Source organism: Fusibacter paucivorans (genome assembly GCF_018390735.1).
Classification (GTDB): domain Bacteria; phylum Bacillota; class Clostridia; order Peptostreptococcales; family Acidaminobacteraceae; genus Fusibacter; species Fusibacter paucivorans.
On sequence record NZ_JAHBCL010000001.1, the window covers coordinates 16,903 to 37,823 of the forward strand.

At 43.5% G+C, this 20,921-nt stretch carries 19 protein-coding genes; 3 read left to right on the forward strand and 16 right to left on the reverse strand.

Going from position 1 to position 20,921, the window contains the following annotated elements:
* Window positions 1-10: 10 nt before the first annotated feature.
* The 6 genes from KHM83_RS00070 to KHM83_RS00095 form a co-directional block, all read right to left on the reverse strand.
* Entirely contained in the window at window positions 11-988 is a 978-nt protein-coding gene (locus KHM83_RS00070) for an alpha-ketoacid dehydrogenase subunit beta (protein ID WP_213234851.1), read from the reverse strand.
* Window positions 989-2,074 carry a pyruvate dehydrogenase (acetyl-transferring) E1 component subunit alpha gene (gene pdhA / locus KHM83_RS00075; protein WP_213234852.1) on the reverse strand — a complete coding sequence of 362 codons (1,086 nt, stop codon included), beginning with the start codon at window positions 2,072-2,074 and terminating at the stop codon, window positions 989-991.
* Window positions 2,074-2,931: a lipoate--protein ligase family protein gene (locus KHM83_RS00080; protein ID WP_213234853.1), complete on the reverse strand. Its 858-nt coding sequence runs from the start codon at window positions 2,929-2,931 to the stop codon at window positions 2,074-2,076. The genes pdhA and KHM83_RS00080 overlap by 1 nt, the downstream gene beginning before the upstream one ends.
* Window positions 2,932-3,231: 300 nt before the next feature.
* Complete coding sequence (ygiD, locus tag KHM83_RS00085) at window positions 3,232-4,002, reverse strand: 4,5-DOPA-extradiol-dioxygenase (protein WP_213234854.1); 771 nt, start codon at window positions 4,000-4,002, stop codon at window positions 3,232-3,234.
* Window positions 4,003-4,081: 79 nt separating this feature from the next.
* Window positions 4,082-5,278 carry an HD-GYP domain-containing protein gene (locus KHM83_RS00090; protein ID WP_213234855.1) on the reverse strand — a complete coding sequence of 399 codons (1,197 nt, stop codon included), beginning with the start codon at window positions 5,276-5,278 and terminating at the stop codon, window positions 4,082-4,084.
* A 123-nt stretch (window positions 5,279-5,401) separates the two neighbouring features.
* Complete coding sequence (locus KHM83_RS00095) at window positions 5,402-6,214, reverse strand: 4Fe-4S binding protein (protein ID WP_213234856.1); 813 nt, start codon at window positions 6,212-6,214, stop codon at window positions 5,402-5,404.
* A 140-nt stretch (window positions 6,215-6,354) separates the two neighbouring features.
* On the opposite strand from KHM83_RS00095, the gene KHM83_RS00100 reads away from it, so the two are divergent.
* Window positions 6,355-7,026: a uracil-DNA glycosylase gene (locus KHM83_RS00100; protein ID WP_213234857.1), complete on the forward strand. Its 672-nt coding sequence runs from the start codon at window positions 6,355-6,357 to the stop codon at window positions 7,024-7,026.
* 70 nt (window positions 7,027-7,096) lie between these two features.
* Here KHM83_RS00100 and KHM83_RS00105 read toward each other — a convergent pair whose 3' ends face one another.
* The gene (locus KHM83_RS00105; RefSeq protein ID WP_213234858.1) at window positions 7,097-8,008 is read right to left on the reverse strand and encodes a LysR family transcriptional regulator; all 912 of its coding nucleotides are present in this window, start codon (window positions 8,006-8,008) and stop codon (window positions 7,097-7,099) included.
* Window positions 8,009-8,386: 378 nt separating this feature from the next.
* Here KHM83_RS00105 and KHM83_RS00110 point away from each other — a divergent pair, with 378 nt between their 5' ends.
* Both KHM83_RS00110 and KHM83_RS00115 read left to right on the forward strand, forming a co-directional pair.
* Window positions 8,387-9,748, forward strand: coding sequence for an amidohydrolase (locus KHM83_RS00110; protein ID WP_213234859.1), 1,362 nt, complete (start codon window positions 8,387-8,389; stop codon window positions 9,746-9,748).
* A gap of 49 nt (window positions 9,749-9,797) precedes the next feature.
* A complete protein-coding gene (locus KHM83_RS00115) occupies window positions 9,798-11,087 on the forward strand; it encodes an SLC13 family permease (protein WP_213234860.1) in 1,290 nt (429 codons plus the stop codon).
* A 105-nt stretch (window positions 11,088-11,192) separates the two neighbouring features.
* Here the strand turns inward: KHM83_RS00115 and KHM83_RS00120 are convergent, their stop codons facing one another.
* The 9 genes from KHM83_RS00120 to citD all read right to left on the reverse strand — a co-directional run bounded on the left by KHM83_RS00120 (window position 11,193) and on the right by citD (window position 20,921).
* Window positions 11,193-11,957 carry a Na-translocating system protein MpsC family protein gene (locus tag KHM83_RS00120; RefSeq protein ID WP_213234861.1) on the reverse strand — a complete coding sequence of 255 codons (765 nt, stop codon included), beginning with the start codon at window positions 11,955-11,957 and terminating at the stop codon, window positions 11,193-11,195.
* A 1-nt stretch (window position 11,958) separates the two neighbouring features.
* Window positions 11,959-14,199: an ATP-binding protein gene (locus KHM83_RS00125; RefSeq protein ID WP_213234862.1), complete on the reverse strand. Its 2,241-nt coding sequence runs from the start codon at window positions 14,197-14,199 to the stop codon at window positions 11,959-11,961.
* 254 nt (window positions 14,200-14,453) lie between these two features.
* Window positions 14,454-15,953 carry a tripartite tricarboxylate transporter permease gene (locus KHM83_RS00130; RefSeq protein WP_213234863.1) on the reverse strand — a complete coding sequence of 500 codons (1,500 nt, stop codon included), beginning with the start codon at window positions 15,951-15,953 and terminating at the stop codon, window positions 14,454-14,456.
* 8 nt (window positions 15,954-15,961) lie between these two features.
* Complete coding sequence (locus KHM83_RS00135) at window positions 15,962-16,453, reverse strand: tripartite tricarboxylate transporter TctB family protein (protein WP_213234864.1); 492 nt, start codon at window positions 16,451-16,453, stop codon at window positions 15,962-15,964.
* A 165-nt stretch (window positions 16,454-16,618) separates the two neighbouring features.
* Window positions 16,619-17,680, reverse strand: a complete 1,062-nt coding sequence (locus KHM83_RS00140; RefSeq protein ID WP_213234865.1) for a Bug family tripartite tricarboxylate transporter substrate binding protein — start codon at window positions 17,678-17,680, stop codon at window positions 16,619-16,621.
* Between the two features lie 121 nt (window positions 17,681-17,801).
* Window positions 17,802-18,317, reverse strand: a complete 516-nt coding sequence (gene citX / locus KHM83_RS00145; protein WP_213234866.1) for a citrate lyase holo-[acyl-carrier protein] synthase — start codon at window positions 18,315-18,317, stop codon at window positions 17,802-17,804.
* Complete coding sequence (citF, locus tag KHM83_RS00150) at window positions 18,292-19,746, reverse strand: citrate lyase subunit alpha (protein WP_213234867.1); 1,455 nt, start codon at window positions 19,744-19,746, stop codon at window positions 18,292-18,294. Before citF ends, citX begins: the two co-directional genes overlap by 26 nt.
* 7 nt (window positions 19,747-19,753) lie before the next feature.
* Window positions 19,754-20,623 carry a citrate (pro-3S)-lyase subunit beta gene (citE, locus tag KHM83_RS00155; protein ID WP_213234868.1) on the reverse strand — a complete coding sequence of 290 codons (870 nt, stop codon included), beginning with the start codon at window positions 20,621-20,623 and terminating at the stop codon, window positions 19,754-19,756.
* Window positions 20,616-20,921 carry a citrate lyase acyl carrier protein gene (gene citD / locus KHM83_RS00160; RefSeq protein WP_213234869.1) on the reverse strand — a complete coding sequence of 102 codons (306 nt, stop codon included), beginning with the start codon at window positions 20,919-20,921 and terminating at the stop codon, window positions 20,616-20,618. Before citD ends, citE begins: the two co-directional genes overlap by 8 nt.

Here is a 20,921-nt window from a genome sequence, read left to right on the forward strand (position 1 = left end):
ACATCACCTCCTAAAATGTGAGTACAGCTCTGAGTTCCGCGACGATGCCCTCGACAGACGGTACATAGTGATGTTCTCCCTTAGGCAACGGTACAATGGTGTCAACACTGGTAATGCGCGTTGGCGGTGCTTCCAAATGCAGAAATGCGCCCTCATTGACAATAGAAATGAGCTCCGCACCCGGTCCAAACGAACGCGCCGCTTCATGAACCACGGCAAATCGTCCCGTCTTCTGAACCGATGTGATGATCGTTTCACGGTCAATAGGCGATATCGTCCTCAAATCAATCAATTCAATGCTATGGCCTTCTTTTTCCAATATTTCAACAGCTTTCTGCACGTCTCTGAGCATTGAGCCCCATGCGACGACCGTCAAGTCATCACCCGGTTTGACAATTTTTGCCTTTCCAATTGGAATTTCATAAATACCTTCAGGCACTTCTTGCTTAAATGCCCTGTAAATACGCTTTGGCTCCATAAATATCACGGGATCGGGATCATTAATCGCTGCCATCATCAGCCCTTTTGCATCATAAGGCGTCGATGGAATCACCACTTTTAGACCTGCCGTATGCGCAAAAATCGCTTCAAGCGATTCTGAATGGTGTTCCAATGCCCGCACGCCGCCGCCATATGGCATTCGAATGACCATTGGCACCGTGTATAGTCCCCTGGAACGGTTGCGCATGCGTGCCGCATGTGTCACAATTTGATTAATGGCGGGAAATACAAAACCTGAAAATTGAATTTCAACAACGGGTTTTAAACCGTTGATCGCCATGCCGATACCTGAACCGACAATTGACGATTCTGCAAGAATACTGTCAAAGCACCTGTCGACGCCGTATTTTGCCTGCAGTCCCTTTGTTGCCCTGAAGACGCCGCCTTCAAAACCGACATCCTCGCCATAGACGATAATACTGGAATCTGCTGCCATCGAAACATCCAGCGCATTTGTCAGCGCTTCAATAAGGTTCAATACTAACATTTATTTCCCCTCCTTTTCGTAAAAGGCTTTGCGCGACTGATACTGTGCTTCCAAAATCGGCGTGCGTTCAGCATAAACGTAATCGAAAATGTCTTCAAGCGGCGTAAAACCTGATTTTTCAACGGTTTCAAATGTTTGTTTCACACGGTCAGCCGTTTCGCGCACAAAAGCATCTTCCTGCTCTTCTGACCAAAGCCCCTCGGCGACGAGATATTTATACATTCTGTCAATTGGGTCCTTGCCGCGCCATGGATCAACTTCCATCTCTTCACGATAAACCGTTGGATCATCCGATGTCGTATGGGCGCCCATGCGGTAGGTATAGCATTCGATAAGCGTCGGCCCTTCACCTCGGCGCGCACGTTCAACCGCCTCTGACACCACTGCGTAGACAGCAAAAATATCATTGCCGTCCACAATGACGCCGGGCATGCCGTAAGCAAGTGCTTTGGCAGCCAAATTAGGCGCCTTTGTCTGCAGTGCACGGCGTGTTGAAATTGCAAATTGATTGTTTTGTATAATAAAGACATTCGGCAGTGCATTTACCGCCGCAAAATTAAGCGCCTCATGGAAATCACCCTGACTCGTGCCGCCGTCGCCAACATAGCCCACGGCCACATCATCAAGTTTTCGATACTTAGCTGCATAGGCAAGCCCTGTGGCATGCTGAAGCTGTGATGCAATCGGCACAGAGACCGGTAGTATACGAATGTCTTCTGACATTTTCATCCCCTCTTCATTGCCAAACCAATATAGGAAAATCTTATCGAGCGGCGCACCCTTCGTCAGCCAGACGCCCAGTTCTCGAAATGACGGCGCCACCCAGTCCGTTTGTCTAAGTGCACTAGCGGAGCCCACTTGTGTTGCTTCCTGTCCCAAATTCGGCGCATAGGTCAACATGCGACCCTGCCGCTGATACTGGAGTGTTTTTTCATCAATGATACGGCTCTCACGCATTGTCTGGTACATTTTGATCATTTTAGCTTCAGAAAGTGCCGGCATATTTGCCGTGTCGACTATCTTTCCGGACGGATCCAAAATTTGAATCATATCATCCTTTAAAGGATCAAATTTTTCAATGAACATCATTGTCCTCCTTCAACTCTAACCCCGGGAAGGGGTGGTTTCGCAGTGTTGCCAAATATTTTTGTGACAACGCCGCCCTCGATTAAAGCATATGAGGAAGCATCAAAATAGTAAGTAAAATTAGGGGTTTCACCATAAGCCCAATCCCACGAAGTCAATTTTTGAATGACTTTTTGGTAATCGACATGCAGAGATGTCGGCAGGATTGACATCGGCGTTCCAATGATCGTCGCTGCTCTGGGATACATCCTCAAATAAGTTTCTTGTATCGCTTTCATAACGCGCTGGATTGTAATGGTCTCCGAAACGGCACTGAGTTTCGTTACCGCACTTCGCTTTGAGGGAATTCCCCTTGCTTCAATCGGGTGTGCCATTGGGTTTAAATAACGCCAAATGGCTGCTTCATCTGTGTCAACGAGCATTGTTCCATGGTGCAGTTTTCGATTGCCCCTTATAAAAAATGCATTCCCCGACACTTTTCTGCCATTAAAAATCATATCATCGCGTTCATTGCGCACCAGCGTAATACCAAGTGATCGAATAGCTTCAATGATGAGTTCATAGTGACTGTCTAAACGATAATCCCGTGCTGATTCGATAAAGGTAAAATTCAGATTGCCTAGGTCATGATATACAGCACCACCGCCGGACAGTCGCCTTATCAGTGGAATACCATCAGCCAGCATATTCTCAAGATGCACTTCACGCCATGGATTTTGGTTGCGTCCAATAACCACACTCGGAGCATTGATCCATAAAAGCAAAATGGATTCATTTGGCGGAAGTCCAAAAAAGAGCGCCTCTTCCAAGGCAAAATTCTGTATGGGATTATGTAATGTCGATACGTAAAGCGTCATCATATCCTCCTCAGCCTTATGTATATACCCGAAGTAATGACTATTAACCCAATTGATAACCATTTTCAATTGTAAACTATTTTTAACATTCCCCTCTACCAATTCACTGCATACCACTTTGTGTTTAAGCACAAAAAACGCTCTCACATCTGATGAATACACCAGTGATTGAGCGGTTTTTATGTTCTGTTATTCAAATTTCATTTGCAATTTAGCGCTTGTACGAACAAACGTCTTAACCAACTTCGCTTTTTTGATTCACACCTGAGAAAATCGCATTATTACCTTGCTTGTTACCTGCTACGCCTTATCCCTGAAAATATAACTTGTCATGGAAAGACTGCCCATCACACGGGCTTCATTAAAAATTTCTACCGTATCGCTTTCCAGTGACGCACCAAGGCAGTATAGCAAAGGATCATAGTGGTCCGTCGTCGGGACTGCCAGTTCAGCAACATCGCCAAATTGACGGTAATTCAAGCACTTATCATAATCTCTTGCGACTATGGCATCACGAATTTTTAAATCAAATGCATCTGCCCAAGCTTCGCCGTTTTCTTTATGAAAATCTACTTTTCTGAGGTTATGAACAATATTACCGCTACCCATAATAAGGTAGCCTTCATCTCTTAGAACCGAAAGTTTGCGGCCTATTTCAAAATGCGCCTCCGGCGCTTTCAGCGCATCTACGCTGAGTTGAACGACTGGCACATCACGATTTGGAAACATGTGTACAAGAACCGACCACGCACCGTGATCAATACCCCAACTGTTGTTAATATCAACCGTACTGCCGAGACATTGTCTAACGCGATTCGTCAGTCCGAGATCACCTTGCACTTGATAGTTTACTTCATAAAGCGGTTTGGGAAAACCATACATGTCGTTGATCACTTTCGGCTGTTTTTCATCTTGCGTCCATGTACCTTTAGTAAACCAGTGTGCCGAAACCATCAGAATCGCCTTTGGTTTGATTGCTTTACCCAATGTTTGCCATGATGCTGTAAATGCATTTTGTTCAATGGCATTCATCGGCGAACCATGCCCAACAAAAATAACTGCTTGCTTCATATATTCCCTCCGTACTGCTGTTCAGCATTCTGATTTATCTCATTTGACGCTGTCTATTTATTCATATCCCATTTTAATATTACGAAACATTTGTTTGTTTAAGCCCAATCACTGTCCCGACATCCACATTTTCAGGATCAAAAAATTCCTTCTCAGGGATTCGCGTAAAGAAGCTGTTGAAGTCGGCAACATCCCACGTGTCGACGATGAACAGCGTGTGACACGCTTCTAAATTAATTTCCGTTACCTCCAGCTGTCCTGTTTTAAGACAGAATTCTATGAGCTTGACCTTTGGTCGCGATGGACTGTGTATGCGATATGCTGAGACGATACCCACACGGCCATCTGAAAGCAAAACACCCTGCCCCGGCGGGAAAATACAAACGGTACTGGTCATTTTACGGTAAACGCCTGCATCAATTTTATAGACGGCATCGCGCATGAGCACTTCAAGCGCCAGATGTACAGGCATGCGCTTTCGATAACTGCGATTCGCCGTCATTGCGTCAAACATGTCACACAGCGTAACAATGCGAACATATTCCGGGATTTCCATCTTCTTCAATCCCAGCGGATAACCACTGCCATCTAGTTTTTCGTGATGAAAGCGTACAATTTGCTTCACGCTGTATGGAATTATTTCAATATCTTTTATCAGTTCATAACCATACTCCGAATGCTTCATCATTTCTTCTTTTTCCGATTCGGTAAGCGGCGACGGTTTTTGAATTAAGCCATATTTAACATTGGCCTTGCCAATATCGTGCAGCAGGCTGCCAAGGGCGATATCCCGTATTTCACCATCGCTGTAGCCCATGGCATTCGCCGTCATAATGCTAAGAATGCAAACATTGACACTGTGTCGATACGTATAATCATCAGAGGCCATCAGATTGGTAACTGTGTAAAGCAAATCCTCTGAGCGCATCAGGATCGCCATAAGATCCGCGATGACTTCGCCGACCAGTGCCAGCTGATCCTCGGGGATATTTGCCTTGACACCGCCTACATCACGTTGCATCACAGACTCAAAAACATTTTGAACAGCACGAATAGAGGTCTGCATCTTCTCTTCTTCGATCAACGGCGTTGATTGAATAGAGGAAGCTGCCTCCTCGACTGCGGCCCCAAAATTTATGTCGTGTTTCTTGAGTTTTGAGGTGATTTCATAATTAATAATCGTACCCCTGCTTACCAACAAGCTGCCGTCACGATTAAAAATATCTTCTTTAACCTCATTCCCAGGCTCAAGCTCATCTGAATTCTTTAACGTCATGTACGCGTGCTCCACCTCTTAGTGTTATAAGATTGCCATGCTTGTTATGACTTTGTACTAAAACAACTTTGTACTCATTATAATGATATATATCGGCTATTTCTGCAAAAAACTTTACATGTTTTATAAAAACCAGACAGGATCTTTCCTTTTGGCGTAAGTCTTTTCTAAATCCAAGCGATGTTCTTCAAAATACGGGTCATCAAAGCGAACCGCGTTCACTGGACAATGCACGACGCAGCTGCAGCATTTAATGCATGCGCCGGTTACTGACGCATGGCCTTCAACAGTCAGCGATCCCATGGGACATCGTGCTGCACATATGCCGCAGGCAGTACACGCTGTCGTATCAATCACAGGTTTTATGCCCTTAAACGGCATTGGTTCACCGGCAGCATTGCGCGGTCTATAATAAGGACGCACCGGCAGTGATCCTTCAATGGATTCGATAACCAACGGCACTTGACCCTTGGCGAGAAGATCTAATGCAAAGGCATCCAGCGCCAACAAATCCTGCTGGTCCGGTCGGCCGGCAGCCAGTGTTTTTGAAAAGGAATGCTGTCCTATAAAGGCTCCGGCGCCGATAACATTGAAATTTTTACGTCTGAGCAGGTCGGAAAGCTCAATGAGGGCATCGTCAAAATGGCGATTGCCATAAGTTACCACAGCCACTGCTGCAGCACTGTTGCCAGTCATTGTTTCCAAAAAGGATAAGAGCACATTTGGAACACGCCCTGCATAAACCGGCAGACCGAAAATCACATAATCTGACGGTTCGAAAGACAGCGCACTGTTCCGCCGAGGCTTTGGCGTAATGTCACAGTAGACAACGTTCTCAAATAAATTCGGCTGCGCCCGAACCAATCGGTCGGCTATCTCTCGGACAACTGTTTTGGTCCGCTCTGTTGGACTAAAATAAACACATTTTAACTGCATATGGTATCCCCTCTCTATGCCTCCCCAAAACACTGTTACTTTTATGATACCTTATCTCAATCACTTTGACAATTCACATCACTTTTTCAAACGATTATAATTTTGTTATAATGGTGTAAACAACAGGAGGTGCCTGAAAAATGCCTATTTTACACAACCATTGGCAAGAAGTGCTCGAGGCAGAATTTGATAAGCCCTACTATTTAGAACTCAGGGCTTTTTTAAAGCATGAATACAAAAATCATACCATTTATCCCGATATGTGCGATATTTTTAACGCACTGCATTTCACCGACTATCCGGACGTCAAGGCCGTCATTCTCGGACAGGATCCCTACCACGGAGAGGGGCAGGCACATGGCCTCAGCTTTTCTGTCAAACCAGGCATACAAATGCCGCCTTCACTCCAGAACATCTTTAAGGAAATGGTCGACGATCTGGGCGTCCCGTATCCAACACACGGCTATCTGAAGCAATGGGCTGCCGAGGGCGTCCTTATGCTCAACACCGTTCTCACCGTTCGCGCCGGGCAGGCCAATTCCCACCAGGGAAAGGGCTGGGAAACCTTTACGGATGCCGTCATCGACCATCTTAGCGCGCGCAAGGAGCCCATCGTCTTCATTTTATGGGGCAATAACGCCCGCGCGAAGCAAAAGCGCATTGCACCACATCACTATATCATTCAATCACCGCACCCCAGTCCGCTGTCAGTCTATCGAGGCTTCTATGGCAGCAAGCCTTTTTCAAAAACCAATGCATTCCTCGAATCGATTGGCAAAACGCCAGTCAAATGGGCGCTTGACGACCTCTAAAAAAAGCACTGATTTTAAAGCATGCAAATAAGCAGCTCTAACATCAGTGCTTTTCTTTCTCTTGTGTTTGTCATGGCGTTTCATTAAATTCTTCTTTAAGCAAAGCTAAAAAATCTTTGGCTAACTCGTTAAGTGGTTGATGCGCTGAATAAAGCACCAAAACATCAACTTTTGCATTATCTACCGGAAGTGTACATATGCCTAGATTAGACGTGTAGGTTTCAGACATCTGTGTGCCAAGACTAAAACCAGAAGTTCTTTTTACAAGCTCTATTTTCCAATATCGATCATCTATTTTTATCGTCTTTGTACGATCAATGCCTTTCAATGAATCCTCTATCTTAGATACATAATTTAAGAGAAATGTATTATTATCATAATCAATCATGGGATACTTTGAAAAGCGTTCGTAAGGAATAACGTTCGTTTTCTGATATTCTAAAACGATAGGATGGTCCTTTCTAAAGTAGAAATTAATCCCCATGGAAGCAATTACCTTTGTCACAATGCCTTTTTTGGTCCATTGTATTGTATCATAATAGCCCTTTGGTGCAACCATTAGACCCAAATCACTTTCACCTATTAATATACTGTTTGGAATATCCCTGCAATTCGTTACAAATTGCAATTCTACCCAGTCTTCATTTTCATATTTGCTTACAAATTTTGTGAACGCTTCGAAAAAAAACGAAATCGGTGTCCCCGCGATTTTGAGTCTGTGTATCGGCAATTTCAAATCAAGGTTATTAATGCAATCGAGCTCTACGAAAACGGCTTTAGTATGCTTTAAAAACAGCTTTCCCCTATCAGTAATCTCGAGCCCTTTAACCGATCTATTAAATACCTGATAACCAATTTCCACCTCCAAATTATGAATCGCTTTGCTTATATTGGATGTTGATGTAAACATTTCTTTAGCCGCCGCTGAAAAGGATCTGTTTTTTTCACATGCAATTACATATTTCAATTGTATCAACGTCATACTTATCCCCCAATACCAACACCATTATATCTCTTCAATAAATTATATGAGGAAATCGCATCATTTCCTTATACATTCAGATTACATTTGAAGCTTGTTTCTTTTTATCACTTCTCCCACATTCATACTATCATCAATTCTTTACTTTTCGATTTATCATCTCTAAATATTCTGAATATTTTTCATCACCCCCATAAACTCACAGTATATATTTTTAATATTTTTTCAATGCTATGATATTTTTAAGCCATTTTCTTAGCCTAATAAATTCACCATGTATTAGGTATCACAATACGAAGGAGGTAAAAAATCTAAACACCCCTGTGCTAATAAAAATTAATCAATGGGGCATTATGCTTCTACATGGAGGTCGACACAATGTATAAAAATGAAATTAAAGCAATTATGCACGACAAAAAGACAGAATTTGAAAAAATAAGCGATATGATATGGGACACGCCTGAATTAAAGTTTAAAGAATTTAACGCTGTAAGCATTCAAAAAAACTTTTTTGAGGCACATGGATTTCTCATAAAAGAAAATCTTGCTGACATCGAAACGGCATTTTCAGCAGAATATGGCTCTGGTTCTCCAATCATTGCCTTTTTAGGCGAATATGATGCGCTCCCGAAAATGAGTCAAGTTAATGATATAACTTCTAAAAAACCTGTGCAGGCTAATGGTGCAGGTCATGGCTGCGGGCATCATCTATTGGGAACTGCCGCGATGGAAGCTGCTTATGCATTGAAGGTATTAATGGCACAATATCACCTGAAAGGCACCGTTCGATACTATGGGTGTCCTGCTGAAGAAGGCGGTTCAGGCAAAGCGTTCATGGTGAGGGAAGGTGTATTTAATGATGTTGACGCAGCGTTCTCGTGGCATCCCGGTGATGCAACAGTCCTTATTAATCAATCATTGTCAAATGCTAGAGTTCTTTTTAATTTTAAAGGTGTGAGTTCTCATGCTGCTGCTGCGCCACACTTGGGGAGAAGTGCACTTGATGCAGTTGAATTAATGAATGTCGGAACAAATTACTTAAGAGAACATATAATTCCCGACGCAAGAATTCACTATGCAATACTAAACGCAGGGGGTGACGCACCTAACATTGTGCCTCCGGAAGCTGAATCAATTTATGCAATCAGGGCACCAAAATTAACACAGGTCGTCGAAATTTTAAACAGAGTTACCAACATTGCTAAAGGCGCCGCTCTAATGACAGAGACGGTATCGAGTGTTAAAGTGGTTAGCGCCTATGCCAATTTGCTTCCAAATAAGACACTTGATAGCATATTAGAAAACAATATTAATCTTTCTTTGCCAATAAAATATACCACAGAAGAGATTGCTTACGCAAAGTCTTTCAATTCTCTGACCGCCGATTCAGACCCTGAAAATCCAATTAAAACGAATTTGTATAAATTTCCAGAACATTTCGTACCACCCATGTCAACCGATGTCGGCGATGTGAGTTGGCTTGTCCCCACGACAACATTAGGCGCACCCACATTTGCAAGAGGCACACAAGTTCATAATTGGATGGCTGTCGCTCAAGGCAAATCATCCATTGCTCATAAGGGAATGCACTTTGCAGCTTTAGTTTTAGCATGCAGCGCCCTAGATATTCTCGAAAATCCAGATTTATTAAAAGATGCGCACAGAGATTTGATAGAAGCTAGAAATGGCGATGAATATAAATCCATAATACCATCAGATATTCATCCTGGGGAGTTTTAATACGCCTGAATCTATTGGCACTAAACAAATAATTTTTTTGGGGGAACATATGTTTCAAATTATAGTAACATTATTAATCTTTCTATTCACTATTGTAAGTTTTTTGATGAATAAGATACCAATGTCAGTCACAGCAATGATTAGCATGCTTTTACTTGTAATCACACGATCGCTGGAACCAGCAAAGGCTTTAGCCGTTTTTTCAAATTCCAATATTATCCTAATGGGTTCCATGTTTATTGTTGCAGCAGGGTTCGGAAAAACTAGAATGGTTGAAAACATTGCAGGTTTGTTGTCGAAAGTCGGCGGCGGCAATTATCGAAAAATAATGATAGGCTATATCTTAATCGCCTTTGCACTGGCACAGTTTATTCCGAGTTCATCTGCTGTTTTTGGAATGGTATATCCTTTGGCTTTAGCGATGACAAAAGAATTAAAAATAAGCCCTTCAAAAGTAATGTTTCCTTTAGGCTTAATTTGTATTACAACCGTAATGAATATGCCTATAGGCGGTGGCGCCACAGCCTATGCCCAATATAATGGACTATTAGAAAATTACGGGTATACAACTTATCAATTCAGTCTTCTTGATCCAATTATCGCCAGAATTCCAGTAATCATTATTGTATTTATTTATGCGATGTTCTTCTCATACCGATTCACGCCAGATACACCTTCTATCGTTATCAAAGAGCTTGATCGCGCCAGCATTTCAGAAAAGAAGTACTTGGACCCAATTCGCGAAGTTCTTGGATATACTATTTTTATTGCAGTCACGCTTGGATTACTGTTTCAGAGCCATACGGGTCTTCCCTCTTGGGTGATTACAATGGTTGGAGCAGTCATTATGGTTGCCTCAGGTATACTGAACGAACGCGAAGCCGTTCTATCTATGAACATCCAAATGCTTTTATTGGTAGCTGGATCTTTTGCTTTGGGATCTGCACTGGACGCTACCGGCGCAGGTGAAATCATCGGCAATTCAGTTGCCGCATTAGTTGGTGAGAGTAGAAACGGCTATATTCTAGGTGGCCTATTTTTCATTGTACCTTTTTTATTAACGCAAGCGATGTCTAATTTGGCAATTGCTAACATTTTTGTACCCATTGCAATCCTGACCGCTAAATCATTAGGTGCAAACCCTATGGGCCCAATGATTCTCGTTTGGATTGGCGCATTTGCTGCGTATATGACACCCTTATCAACACCGACTGTCGCAATGGTAATCACTGCTGGTGGGTACAGCATTAAAGACATGCTAAAGATGGGATGGCTGCCAGCAATCTTAATTGCAGTCACTGTCATTCCTTGGGTCATGACAATTTTTCCTGCTTTTTAACATATGGTTTCTTAATTAAAGCTCAACCCAAACAGTGTCTTCAACTAAGGTAGTTTCGAACGATTAACAATACTCGTTCGAAACACTTTAGTTGAATTGATACGTCTACACCTCCAGCATCAGCTTGATGCGATCCTCATCCTTTTCGCTGTTGCAGGTTAAGCTCAGCCATATGGCATGATACGCTGTTGACGTCATGACGATATTGCGAATCGCCTCTTTCAACTGCTGGTAGTAGGTTTCGCGCAGGTAGTCGACAATTCGCCTGTTCTCTTCCGTTTCAAGCAAAGTGTTTTCCAGAAGTGTCCTAGATTCACGCAGCGTAATTTCGACGATATTTGCATTGAACTGGCAAATGACGCGTTTTGGCCCCTTCCCCGATGAAAGCTTCACCAGCTTTGCAATCTCCGCCTCAATCTTTCGCTCATATTGCTGGATCTGTGCGGCGCTCATAGCGCCGAAGGCCTTCAGCTGATCCTTCTTCCCTAGCTTGTCGCTCACAGCTTCCAGTGCAGATACCAGCACCGTTACGTCAATGGGCTTTAACAAATAGCGTTCAATGCCGACTTCAATAGATTCCTGCATCAGCCCAACATCGCTGATGGCCGTTGTGATAATAATAGGCACATCGGCGTCAAACTCTCGAATGCGCTTGGCCATCTCCAAACCGCCCATGTTCGGCATTTTTAAATCCGTGATCACGAGGTCAATTCGCTCGCGCTGGAATATAGCGATCCCTTCTGCGCCGTCCTCTGCCAGATAAAGCTTGCCAATCCTTCGCTTTAAAAATGTTGCAATTTCCTCTCTTAAATACATTTCATCTTCGACGTACAAGACTTTTAGATGACTGTAACCCTTTTCGTCCGTCATGTTATACTCCCCTCATTTCCTCAGGGTGAATTAACGGCAGAACCATCGTAATACATAATCCATACTGCCCATTTCTCGCCATAATTCTTCCTGAAAAATTCTTTTCAACGATAACTTTTGAAATATAGAGCCCCAGTCCGGTACCATTATGCGCCTCTTTTGTCGTATAGTAGGCGTCAAAGATCTTTATCAAATGTTCATGTGCGGTACCGCCGCCGGTATCCTCTATTTCGATTGTCAATTGATCCTCGTTTTGCAAAATCTTTATCCAAATTTTACGCAGATCCGCTTCGCAGATGACAATGGCGTCAATGGCATTTTTTAAAATACTGAACAGCACTTGCGAAAGCTGGTTAGGCCTGCCGTAAATTAGCGAATCCTTTTCCAGTTCATAGATAATTTCAATGTTGTTAAGTCTGACGCTTTCATTTAGGAATTCAAGCGTTCTGTCGACGACACTTGAAATCAGGAAATCTTCCCGGTCATTTTTAGGATTGAAGAAAAATCTAAAGTCATCAATGGTCTGAGACATATACTTAACCAATGCCTGCATGCGCTTTCCCTGTTTTTTTAAGTAGTCCTCATCCAGTTCATTGTAGTGATAAGCATCCTCTAAATTATTGAAGATCATGGATATACCGCTAAGCGGCTGTCGCCATTGATGGGCAATACTGCCAATCATTTCACCCATCGCCGCCAGACGCGACTGATAGATCATCAGCGCCTCCCAGCGCTTCTTCTCTTCCATCTCGCTTTCATAGCGCTTTTTAATGCTGATATCCCGAGAAATCATGACGAGCTGCTCCGCTTTTTCATCTTCCAAAATGCGCACGTTGATCTCGACGGGAATGGTTTTGCCGTGATTGGCTTTTAAGGTATCCTCAAACATGACATTCTGATTGCGTTTCAATTCCTCCAGCAGTTTCTCAAGGTATTTTTCTGTTACAATACTGCTGATGTCAAAATACCGCTTGCCGAGCAGCTCAACTTTCTCGAATTCAAGTGATTTGACTACTTTATCATTGACCTCATCAATTTTTCCGGGGTCTTTGGTATTAATGACAAAGATGCAGTCCGAGCCTGACTGAAAGATATTTTGGAATTTATTGCGGCTCATGATGAGTTCTTTTTCAAGAATGATTCGTTTAGCAATATCTTCTTCCAGTTCTTCGTTGAGCGACTTGACCTGTGTCAGCAGCATGCGCTCCTTTTCCATCAACGCCCTGTCCTTTTTTCTGCGGTAAGCATAAAACAAAATCGTCACGTACAGCAACACGATAAAGAAATTGACAATCATAACCGCATACGTGCGCTGCTTAAGGAACGTAACAACTTCTTCATAATCCTTCGAAATGTTAATGACCCAAAAGTCATTGCCAATAAAAGCTGGTGCAAAGGCATTGAACTTCTTAACGCGCTTTTGATCGTTGTCTGTAAACCAAAGCGAATGGTAAATCCCGACCCCGGATTCCCCGCGCTTCTGCTTTTCAATTAGGGTTAAGAGTTCAGACCAGTCAAATTCCGGATAGGCGCCAACCCGCGCTTCAATAACGTCTACGCCAATATCTTCTCTATTGGGGTGCATAATGAGCACACCGTCGGAATCCTTAACCGATGCATAGCCCATATCCCCGGCTTTAACAGGTGCCACCATGGCATAGTAAATGGTGTCAAGTTTCACTTTCACATAGAGAACCGCCGTCAGCTCATCTTCTATGCAAACGGGTTCGAGAACATTCACATACAAATAGCCGTTTTCTTTATAAATATCTCCTGTAACGGTGCTTTGAACTGCTTTAACATGCGGCAGATCGACCTCGAGCCCTTGACCATAATCAATTGACGGATATGAAAAAATCTCAGCGCCCTCTGAATCGACAATTCGTATAAGCTCTATATTGTCACTCTGAATCACATAATAATCTACAATATTCTGAAATTGTGTTTTATAAATGTCATCTCCTGCTTCCGCAACTTCACTATAAGCTTTCAAATCATTGATGAAATTACGGTTTTTAGCCAAAATCTCTAAATTATGCCGCTGGTTCGTAAAGAAGTTTTCAATACTCTTCGCCAGCGTCTGCGCCTGTGAAAGCAATTGGTATTGTTCAATTTCAACAACATTGTCCTGGATCGCCTTATAGTTTAAATAAGAAGCTGAGACAATAATCAGCATCACAACTGATGAAAAAACCAAAATGATTAAGCTCTTCAGTTCAATTTTATGATGGCGTATATTCATCTTTTTCACTCATTTCCATTTTATTCACAATCAAGGAAATGACATCACTCCCTCAATCTATAATCAACTGCTTATTTTGTACAGAGCGCAACAGATTTCCGATTTCAGCCGCTGCTTTCGGAAATGAATTTGCTTGTATTTTTACACCCTTCTATCTTATACCATCAACCGGCAAAAGTCACCCGTAGGGTGACTTGAACCATCGCTTATAAAACGCTTAATCTTCTATTTATGATCAATCATCTGTTAACTGTCTATACGGTTTTTGCTTTACGTTTTGCCAATGATGCTTTAATGGCAGGGTAGACAACAGAAATAACGGTGATTGCAATAAGTGCAAGTGCCAATGGCGATTCGACAAAGATGCCGAGTGAACCATTTGAAATCCGCGTCGCCTGTCTAAAAGACTGCTCCATGGTCCCGCCGACTATAACCGCCAAGATCATCGGTGCCGTTGGAATTTTGATTTTATCCATAAAATAGCCGAGAACGCCAAAGATGATAAGGATAAAGAAATCGACAACTGAACTTGAAATGGCGTAAGTACCGACAAAAGCTAAACCCAAAACAATTGGATACAGTATTTTAGCATCAACCGAAAGTACGCGAACCAATAGACCAGCCATTGGTATATTGACAATCGCAAGGACGAAGTTGCCAATTACCATGCTGGCAATAAGTCCCCAAGCGACATCTGGATGCTGTGTAAACAGCAATGGTCCTGGCTGAATGCCCAACATCAGCAGCGCACCCATCATAACGGCTGTCGTACCCGAACCGGGTATACCGAGTGTCAACATTGGAATAAACGCACCAACCGACGCCGCATTGTTTGCTGCTTCCGGTGCCGCCAGCCCGACGATTTCACCTTTTCCAAAATCATCCGGATTGTTAGAAAACTGCTTTTCATTATTATAAGCCATCAGTGATGCCATCGTACCGCCCGCTCCCGGCAAGGCGCCAACGACAAATCCAAGCGGTGTACTTCTTAAAATCGGCAGCCATGTCTTTTGCCATTCTTCTTTGCTAATCCAAATTCTCCCGAATTTCTTCTGCGGGATTTTCTTGCCTTCATTGATGGCTTTGAAAGCCTTAAAAACTTCACCCAGCGCATAGAGCCCAATGATGACGACCAAGAAGTCGATTCCCGTTTGAAGCTCCAAAATACCAAAAGTAAATCTTGGAATACCCGACTGCGCATCAATCCCGACAGTAGAAATCATAAGTCCGAATAATGTCGCAATAAATCCCTTTACCATATTGCCCTTCGACATAGATGCCGTCATGGAAAGTGCTGCAACCATCAAGAGAAAATACTCAGCGGGTCCAAATTTTAATGCAAATTTTGCCACTGGCGTTGCCAGCGCAATGAGAAAGACAACAGAGATGAGGCCGCCGATAAATGAGGCAATCGCACTAATCGCCAGCGCAGATTCAGCCTTGCCGTTCATCGCCATTGGATAACCGTCAAAGGTTGCCGCAAGTGCCGCGCCGTCTCCCGGCGTGTTGATGAGAATAGAACTTCTCGAACCGCCAAACATCGCGCCATAGTACACGCCTGCCATTGTGATTAGCGCAGCCGTCGGACTCATTGAAAATGTAATCGGGAGAAGGACCGCCACACCAGTTGCGGGTCCAAGCCCCGGCAGCATGCCGACAATAGTCCCCAATACACCGCCAAAAGTAATCAATAAGAGGTGATATGGCTGTATTGCGGTCAGCAGGCCGTCAAAGAATAATGATAGAACTTCCATAAGACCTCCTAGATGTTGAGAAACGGTGTTTTAGGTAAGATAACACCTAATAAGTAGCTAAAAACATAATAGACAACAATACTGAAAATCAATGATGTGAGCAAATTCATCAGCCATTTTTTCCCGTTTGTAATCGTCAGCATAAAACTCATAAACAAAAATGTTGCGATGACATAGCCCACGCGTTCAAATAAAAAAGCATAAATAATGGCAGCGGCAACAGTAGCAAAAATCATTTGATGACTGAGCTTATCTTTCGCGGTCGTTGTCGCTTTTATTTGCGCAAATGCCCTTTTCGTTGTTTCTAAATCACTTCTCAACAAAAGGATTATGCCGAACAACACCATACCGCACGCCAATATCAACGGAAATATGGATGGCGATAACGGATTCCCCATGGGGCTTCTCTTAAGCATGTATGACATAATCCCGTATACGATACCTATGACGATCGTAATAAGTCCTGTTAAAAAGTCAAAATTCGTTTTTTGCTTTTCCATGATGCCTCCATTTAATGCAGATATGCCTTTGGCATGTCCACCGTCATTCTAAATACGTATTTCAAATCAAGTCCTTTGCGTCCCAGAACTGCCCCGGGTATATAACCCAGGGTAATTCTGCTTGAGAAGAATCTTATGTGATAAGAGACGCAAAGCTTTAACTGATTACTCTGCTAAAAGACCTATTTCTGCAAGAATACCTTTGTATTCTTCATTCTTTTCAGCCAAGAAGCTTTCGAAGTCTTCTTTGTCCATGTAAGCATCTGCCCAACCGTGTTTTGTACGCTCAGCATTCCACTCATCTGTTTCAGTCATTTTCTTAAGTGTATCTCGCCAGAAGTCAACGGCATAATCAGGCATGCCAGGCGCTCCAAATAAACCTCTCCAGTTTTCAAACGTCACATCAATCCCTTGCTCTTTACAAGTCGGAATCTCAGCGAGAGCACCTTCACCAACACGATCGGAAGCTGTTTGCGCAAGCGCAATGAGATCCCCGCTTTCAATCAGAGATTGAACGTCACCGAGACCTGTTGTCAAAAGATCTACGTGACCGCCCAGAATTTGAGCCGTTGCCGTTCCGTCTTGGAAGCTGATATAGTCGATCTCTTTAAGATCGGTAACACCAGCGGCTTTTGCTACGATGAGAAATTGAATATGATCCATACTGCCCGCAGAAGAACCGCCGCCTATTTTGACGCTTTTCGGATCTTTTTTAAGAGCATCCATCACATCCGCTATTGATTTATACGGTGAATCTTTCGGTACGACAAATGCACCGTAATCTGTAATCAATCTTGCAATAGGTGTCGTTTCTTTATAGCTGTATTCACTCGAACCATTGAGGTTGATGAGCAGGATAGGTGGTGAATAAACAGAAATGAGCTTGTCAGAGCCTTCTTGCGTTTGCATGTAAGCGAGATTGACGCCCCCGCCGCCGCCTGAGTTATTGGTAACCGGCATCGGCACATTGACTAATGATGTATCTTGAAGTACTTTTGCAACGGTTCTGATCGTGAGGTCCCAGCCGCCGCCTGCGCCGGACGGTGCGATAAATTCCATTGCACTTTTAGGATAGTCAGTCGATTCACTGCTCGAGCTCGAGCTTGTGCTTGAAGACGAAGCTGCTGGTTCTGACGATGATGATTGACTTGCGCAACCAGAGAGTGCAAGCGCACCAATCAACGCAACGGACAGCATTGATGAAATGAGTTTCTTGTTCAATTTCATGTTTTTCCTCCTTTTTGATGATGTCGAACATCCCAATTCCCGTATAGGATTTTCATTTTTTAGACGGTAATCCAGTCTTATGCCGTTTGTTCGACTCATTTTTCTTCCCCTAAGATTTATATCAAAGCACATCGGCTTTCGATATCAGGTATTGTTCCAAATCCTTAAAGCTGTGAGCCCGGCTCCGTGCACAGGCATGAGCAGGTTCGTCACAAAGATAGCATTTTCGCTCATGTCCTTCCGCTCTCGATAACGGTATGCCATCAGCCATATAAACATCCAGATCAAAGATTCTGCCGATCTCGCATGATTCTTCAATTTCAACGAGATACCGCTTTAAAGTCGGCGCCTCTTTGTGTGCCACAACCAGCGTTAAAAACTCATAGTGTGCTTTCATTTCAATGCTGCAATAAACAATGCCTTTCTCATCCAGCATTTTTTCAACGGCATCAACTGCTGCACGATAGAGCTTAAATGCCCAAGGCGTCTTTTTTTCAGGACCCGGAATATTCACGCGAATACCGATCACGGGCGCATGATACTTTGTCGCAAGTAATTTGACTTTTTCTGCTTTGGCTTCCCGGTCGGCGAGCACGGTTTCAAGCGTTGGGTTATGCTTTACTTTGGTAGATAACATCAATCATACTCCCATCGCGATACTCAATATTCGCGACAACACGATCCGTAAACTCAATTGGATCGGGCTTGCCGACAATTTTAAGTGCCGCATCTGCCAATGCATCAATGGAAACAACCGGTAAGTTTGTTTTTTCAAGGATTGCCAAGATGTCCTTACGTGCAGGATTAACCGCAATACCGCGTTCTGTCACTAAGACATCAACGTCTTTCCCAGGTGTAATGACACTGGTTACTTTATCCACAACCGTTGCAATGCGCCCCCTATAGAGCGGTGCCACGATTACCGTTACTTTAGCAGATTCCGCCGTGTCGCTATGGCCGCCTGACGCACCCATGATAATGCCGTCAGACCCCGTCATAACGTTGACATTAAAATCTCTATCAATTTCCAGTGCACTTAAAATCACATAGTCCAGTTGAGAGGCAACACTTCCCATGCTCCACGGATTTGCATACTCAGAAACCGAAATTTCATGATGATTAGGATTTTTTCTGAATGATTCAATGGCATAGGCGTCAAATGTCTGCGTATCGAACAAATGGTCCGTAAGGCCTTCTTCGAGAATTTCGGCAATTGGCTGAGAAATCCCACCGAGGATAAAGGAAGCTTTGATCCCGTCTTTTTTCATAAAGTCCTTTAAAAATCGCGTGACGGCAAGTGAAGCCCCCCCTGAACCCGTTTGAAACGAAAACTGGTCTTTAAAGTACGGCAGTGCCCTAATCACTTTCGCGGCATTTTCTGCAATCTTTAATTCTTTAGGGTTTTTCGTAAAGCGTGTTGCATCTGCCGAAATGCCTTCGGGATCGCCGATCTTTTCGAGCTTTACAATATAATCAACCTCTTGCTGACGAATACTTGCCGGCATATTCGGGTAAGATTTTAAATCATCCGTCAGCAGCACCACCGTATCCGCATAGTGCGCATCGACAATGGCATAGCCCAGTGAGCCGCATTGCGTATTGGCGCCAATGCCGCTGGCGTTTCCCATTGCATCTGTGCTTGGTACTGCTAAAAATGCAACGTCTATTTTAATTTCACCTGCTTCAACAGCACGCGCTCTCCCGCCGTGACTGCGAATAGTAATGGGTTTTTCAAGTCCACCTTTTGAAATGAATTCGGCGAGTTTACCGCGAAGCCCACTCGTATGGATTTCTGTTACAACACCATTTTGAATGTGTTCAATTAGCGGTTCATGAATTTTTCCAAGCGAACTGGATGCAATACAAATATCTTTAATGCCTTTTTTCGCAATCGCCGCCATGACCATGTTCAGTGTATAGTCGCCTTCTCTGAAATGATGGTGAAAAGAAATGGTCATACCATCTTTAACGCCCGCTTTATCAATAGCCTCTTCCAGTGAGGACAACACTTTGTTCTCGCCTTCATAGACCTTAATTGCTTTTCCATGTCTTTTTAAGTCGTTCATATGTCACCTACTCACTTAGTTTAGAAAGTTCAAGTATCCGTTCAGCGCGTTCTACAATTGGCTTATCTACCATTTTCCCCTTGAGCGAAATAACGCCGTACCCCTTTGCCTCTGCCTCTTCAATGGCTGCGACAACAGCTTTTGCATGCGCTACCTCTGCATCCGTCGGCTTATAAACAGCATGTACAACCGGAATTTGTTTCGGATTAATCACTGATTTGCCGTCAAAGCCGAGCTGTTTAATCAGTTTTACTTCATTTTCGAAGCCTTCCATGTCGTTAATATCAGAGAAAACAGTATCCAGTGCGGCAATACCGGCTGCTCTTGCCGCATTGAGGAGCTGCGAACGCGCATAGAGAATTTCCACGCCACTTGGCGAACGCTTTGTCTTAAGGTTTGTTACATAATCTTCAGCACCAATGGCAATGCCGATCAAGCGTTTTGAAGCCGTGGCAATTTCGTAAGCGTTAATGATCCCAAGGGCGCTTTCAATAGCCGCCATCATGCGAACACTGCCAATCTTTCTGTCATATTTCTTTTCATATTTTTCAATAAGTGCTTCAACGTCGTGGAGGTCTTGCGCCGTTTCTGTTTTCGGCAGTCTGATGACGTGTATGCCCGCAGCAACCATGGCTTCTATATCGCGTTCACCATAAGGCGAGTCGAGTCCGTTAATTCGGCAAACCAATTCTGTATTGCCATAGTCAACTGTTTTAACGGCATTGTAGACGAGCATTCTCGCCGTGTCTTTTTCTTTCAGTGAAATTGCATCTTCAAGGTCAAACATAATGGCATCGGCGCCGTAGATGGCAACGTCTGCCAACATGCCGGGCTTGCTTCCCGGCACATAGAGCATGGTTCGTCTCAGTCTACTCATGATCGATCACACTCCAATCTAATGCGTGTTCTTTTCCAAGTCCGCGGTATATCGCGCTTTCCAGCCGCGCTTTAATGGTGCAGTCAAGTGCGCCTCTGTCTACAGCATTGACCGTTACACCCTTTATCTGATGTTTTTTAAGTACTTCGTGAATAAGTGCCACAATTTGTTTGCCGTACTGCTTTTCAACAATACTGGATAAAAACACTTCATTCTCTGTGCCGGTATTGTTTTCAATGCGGATACTGATATCGCATGAATCCATCGTGCCCGATGTCGCAGGTTTGTTTAATTGCAT

Excerpts from the sequence above, each read along its gene's own strand:
- KHM83_RS00125 (WP_213234862.1), bottom strand. The coding sequence starts at position 14,199 with ATGAATATACGCCATCATAAAATTGAACTGAAGAGCTTAATCATTTTG.
- ygiD (WP_213234854.1), bottom strand. The coding sequence starts at position 4,002 with ATGAAGCAAGCAGTTATTTTTGTTGGGCATGGTTCGCCGATGAATGCC.
- citF (WP_213234867.1), bottom strand. The coding sequence starts at position 19,746 with ATGAACGACTTAAAAAGACATGGAAAAGCAATTAAGGTCTATGAAGGC.
- citE (WP_213234868.1), bottom strand. The coding sequence starts at position 20,623 with ATGAGTAGACTGAGACGAACCATGCTCTATGTGCCGGGAAGCAAGCCC.
- KHM83_RS00110 (WP_213234859.1), top strand. The coding sequence starts at position 8,387 with ATGTATAAAAATGAAATTAAAGCAATTATGCACGACAAAAAGACAGAA.
- pdhA (WP_213234852.1), bottom strand. The coding sequence starts at position 2,074 with ATGTTCATTGAAAAATTTGATCCTTTAAAGGATGATATGATTCAAATT.
- KHM83_RS00135 (WP_213234864.1), bottom strand. The coding sequence starts at position 16,453 with ATGGAAAAGCAAAAAACGAATTTTGACTTTTTAACAGGACTTATTACG.
- KHM83_RS00080 (WP_213234853.1), bottom strand. The coding sequence starts at position 2,931 with ATGACGCTTTACGTATCGACATTACATAATCCCATACAGAATTTTGCC.
- KHM83_RS00095 (WP_213234856.1), bottom strand. The coding sequence starts at position 6,214 with ATGCAGTTAAAATGTGTTTATTTTAGTCCAACAGAGCGGACCAAAACA.
- KHM83_RS00115 (WP_213234860.1), top strand. The coding sequence starts at position 9,798 with ATGTTTCAAATTATAGTAACATTATTAATCTTTCTATTCACTATTGTA.
- citD (WP_213234869.1), bottom strand. The coding sequence starts at position 20,921 with ATGCAATTAAACAAACCTGCGACATCGGGCACGATGGATTCATGCGAT.
- KHM83_RS00100 (WP_213234857.1), top strand. The coding sequence starts at position 6,355 with ATGCCTATTTTACACAACCATTGGCAAGAAGTGCTCGAGGCAGAATTT.
- KHM83_RS00090 (WP_213234855.1), bottom strand. The coding sequence starts at position 5,278 with ATGACGTTAAAGAATTCAGATGAGCTTGAGCCTGGGAATGAGGTTAAA.
- citX (WP_213234866.1), bottom strand. The coding sequence starts at position 18,317 with ATGTTATCTACCAAAGTAAAGCATAACCCAACGCTTGAAACCGTGCTC.
- KHM83_RS00130 (WP_213234863.1), bottom strand. The coding sequence starts at position 15,953 with ATGGAAGTTCTATCATTATTCTTTGACGGCCTGCTGACCGCAATACAG.
- KHM83_RS00120 (WP_213234861.1), bottom strand. The coding sequence starts at position 11,957 with ATGACGGACGAAAAGGGTTACAGTCATCTAAAAGTCTTGTACGTCGAA.
- KHM83_RS00105 (WP_213234858.1), bottom strand. The coding sequence starts at position 8,008 with ATGACGTTGATACAATTGAAATATGTAATTGCATGTGAAAAAAACAGA.
- KHM83_RS00140 (WP_213234865.1), bottom strand. The coding sequence starts at position 17,680 with ATGAAATTGAACAAGAAACTCATTTCATCAATGCTGTCCGTTGCGTTG.
- KHM83_RS00070 (WP_213234851.1), bottom strand. The coding sequence starts at position 988 with ATGTTAGTATTGAACCTTATTGAAGCGCTGACAAATGCGCTGGATGTT.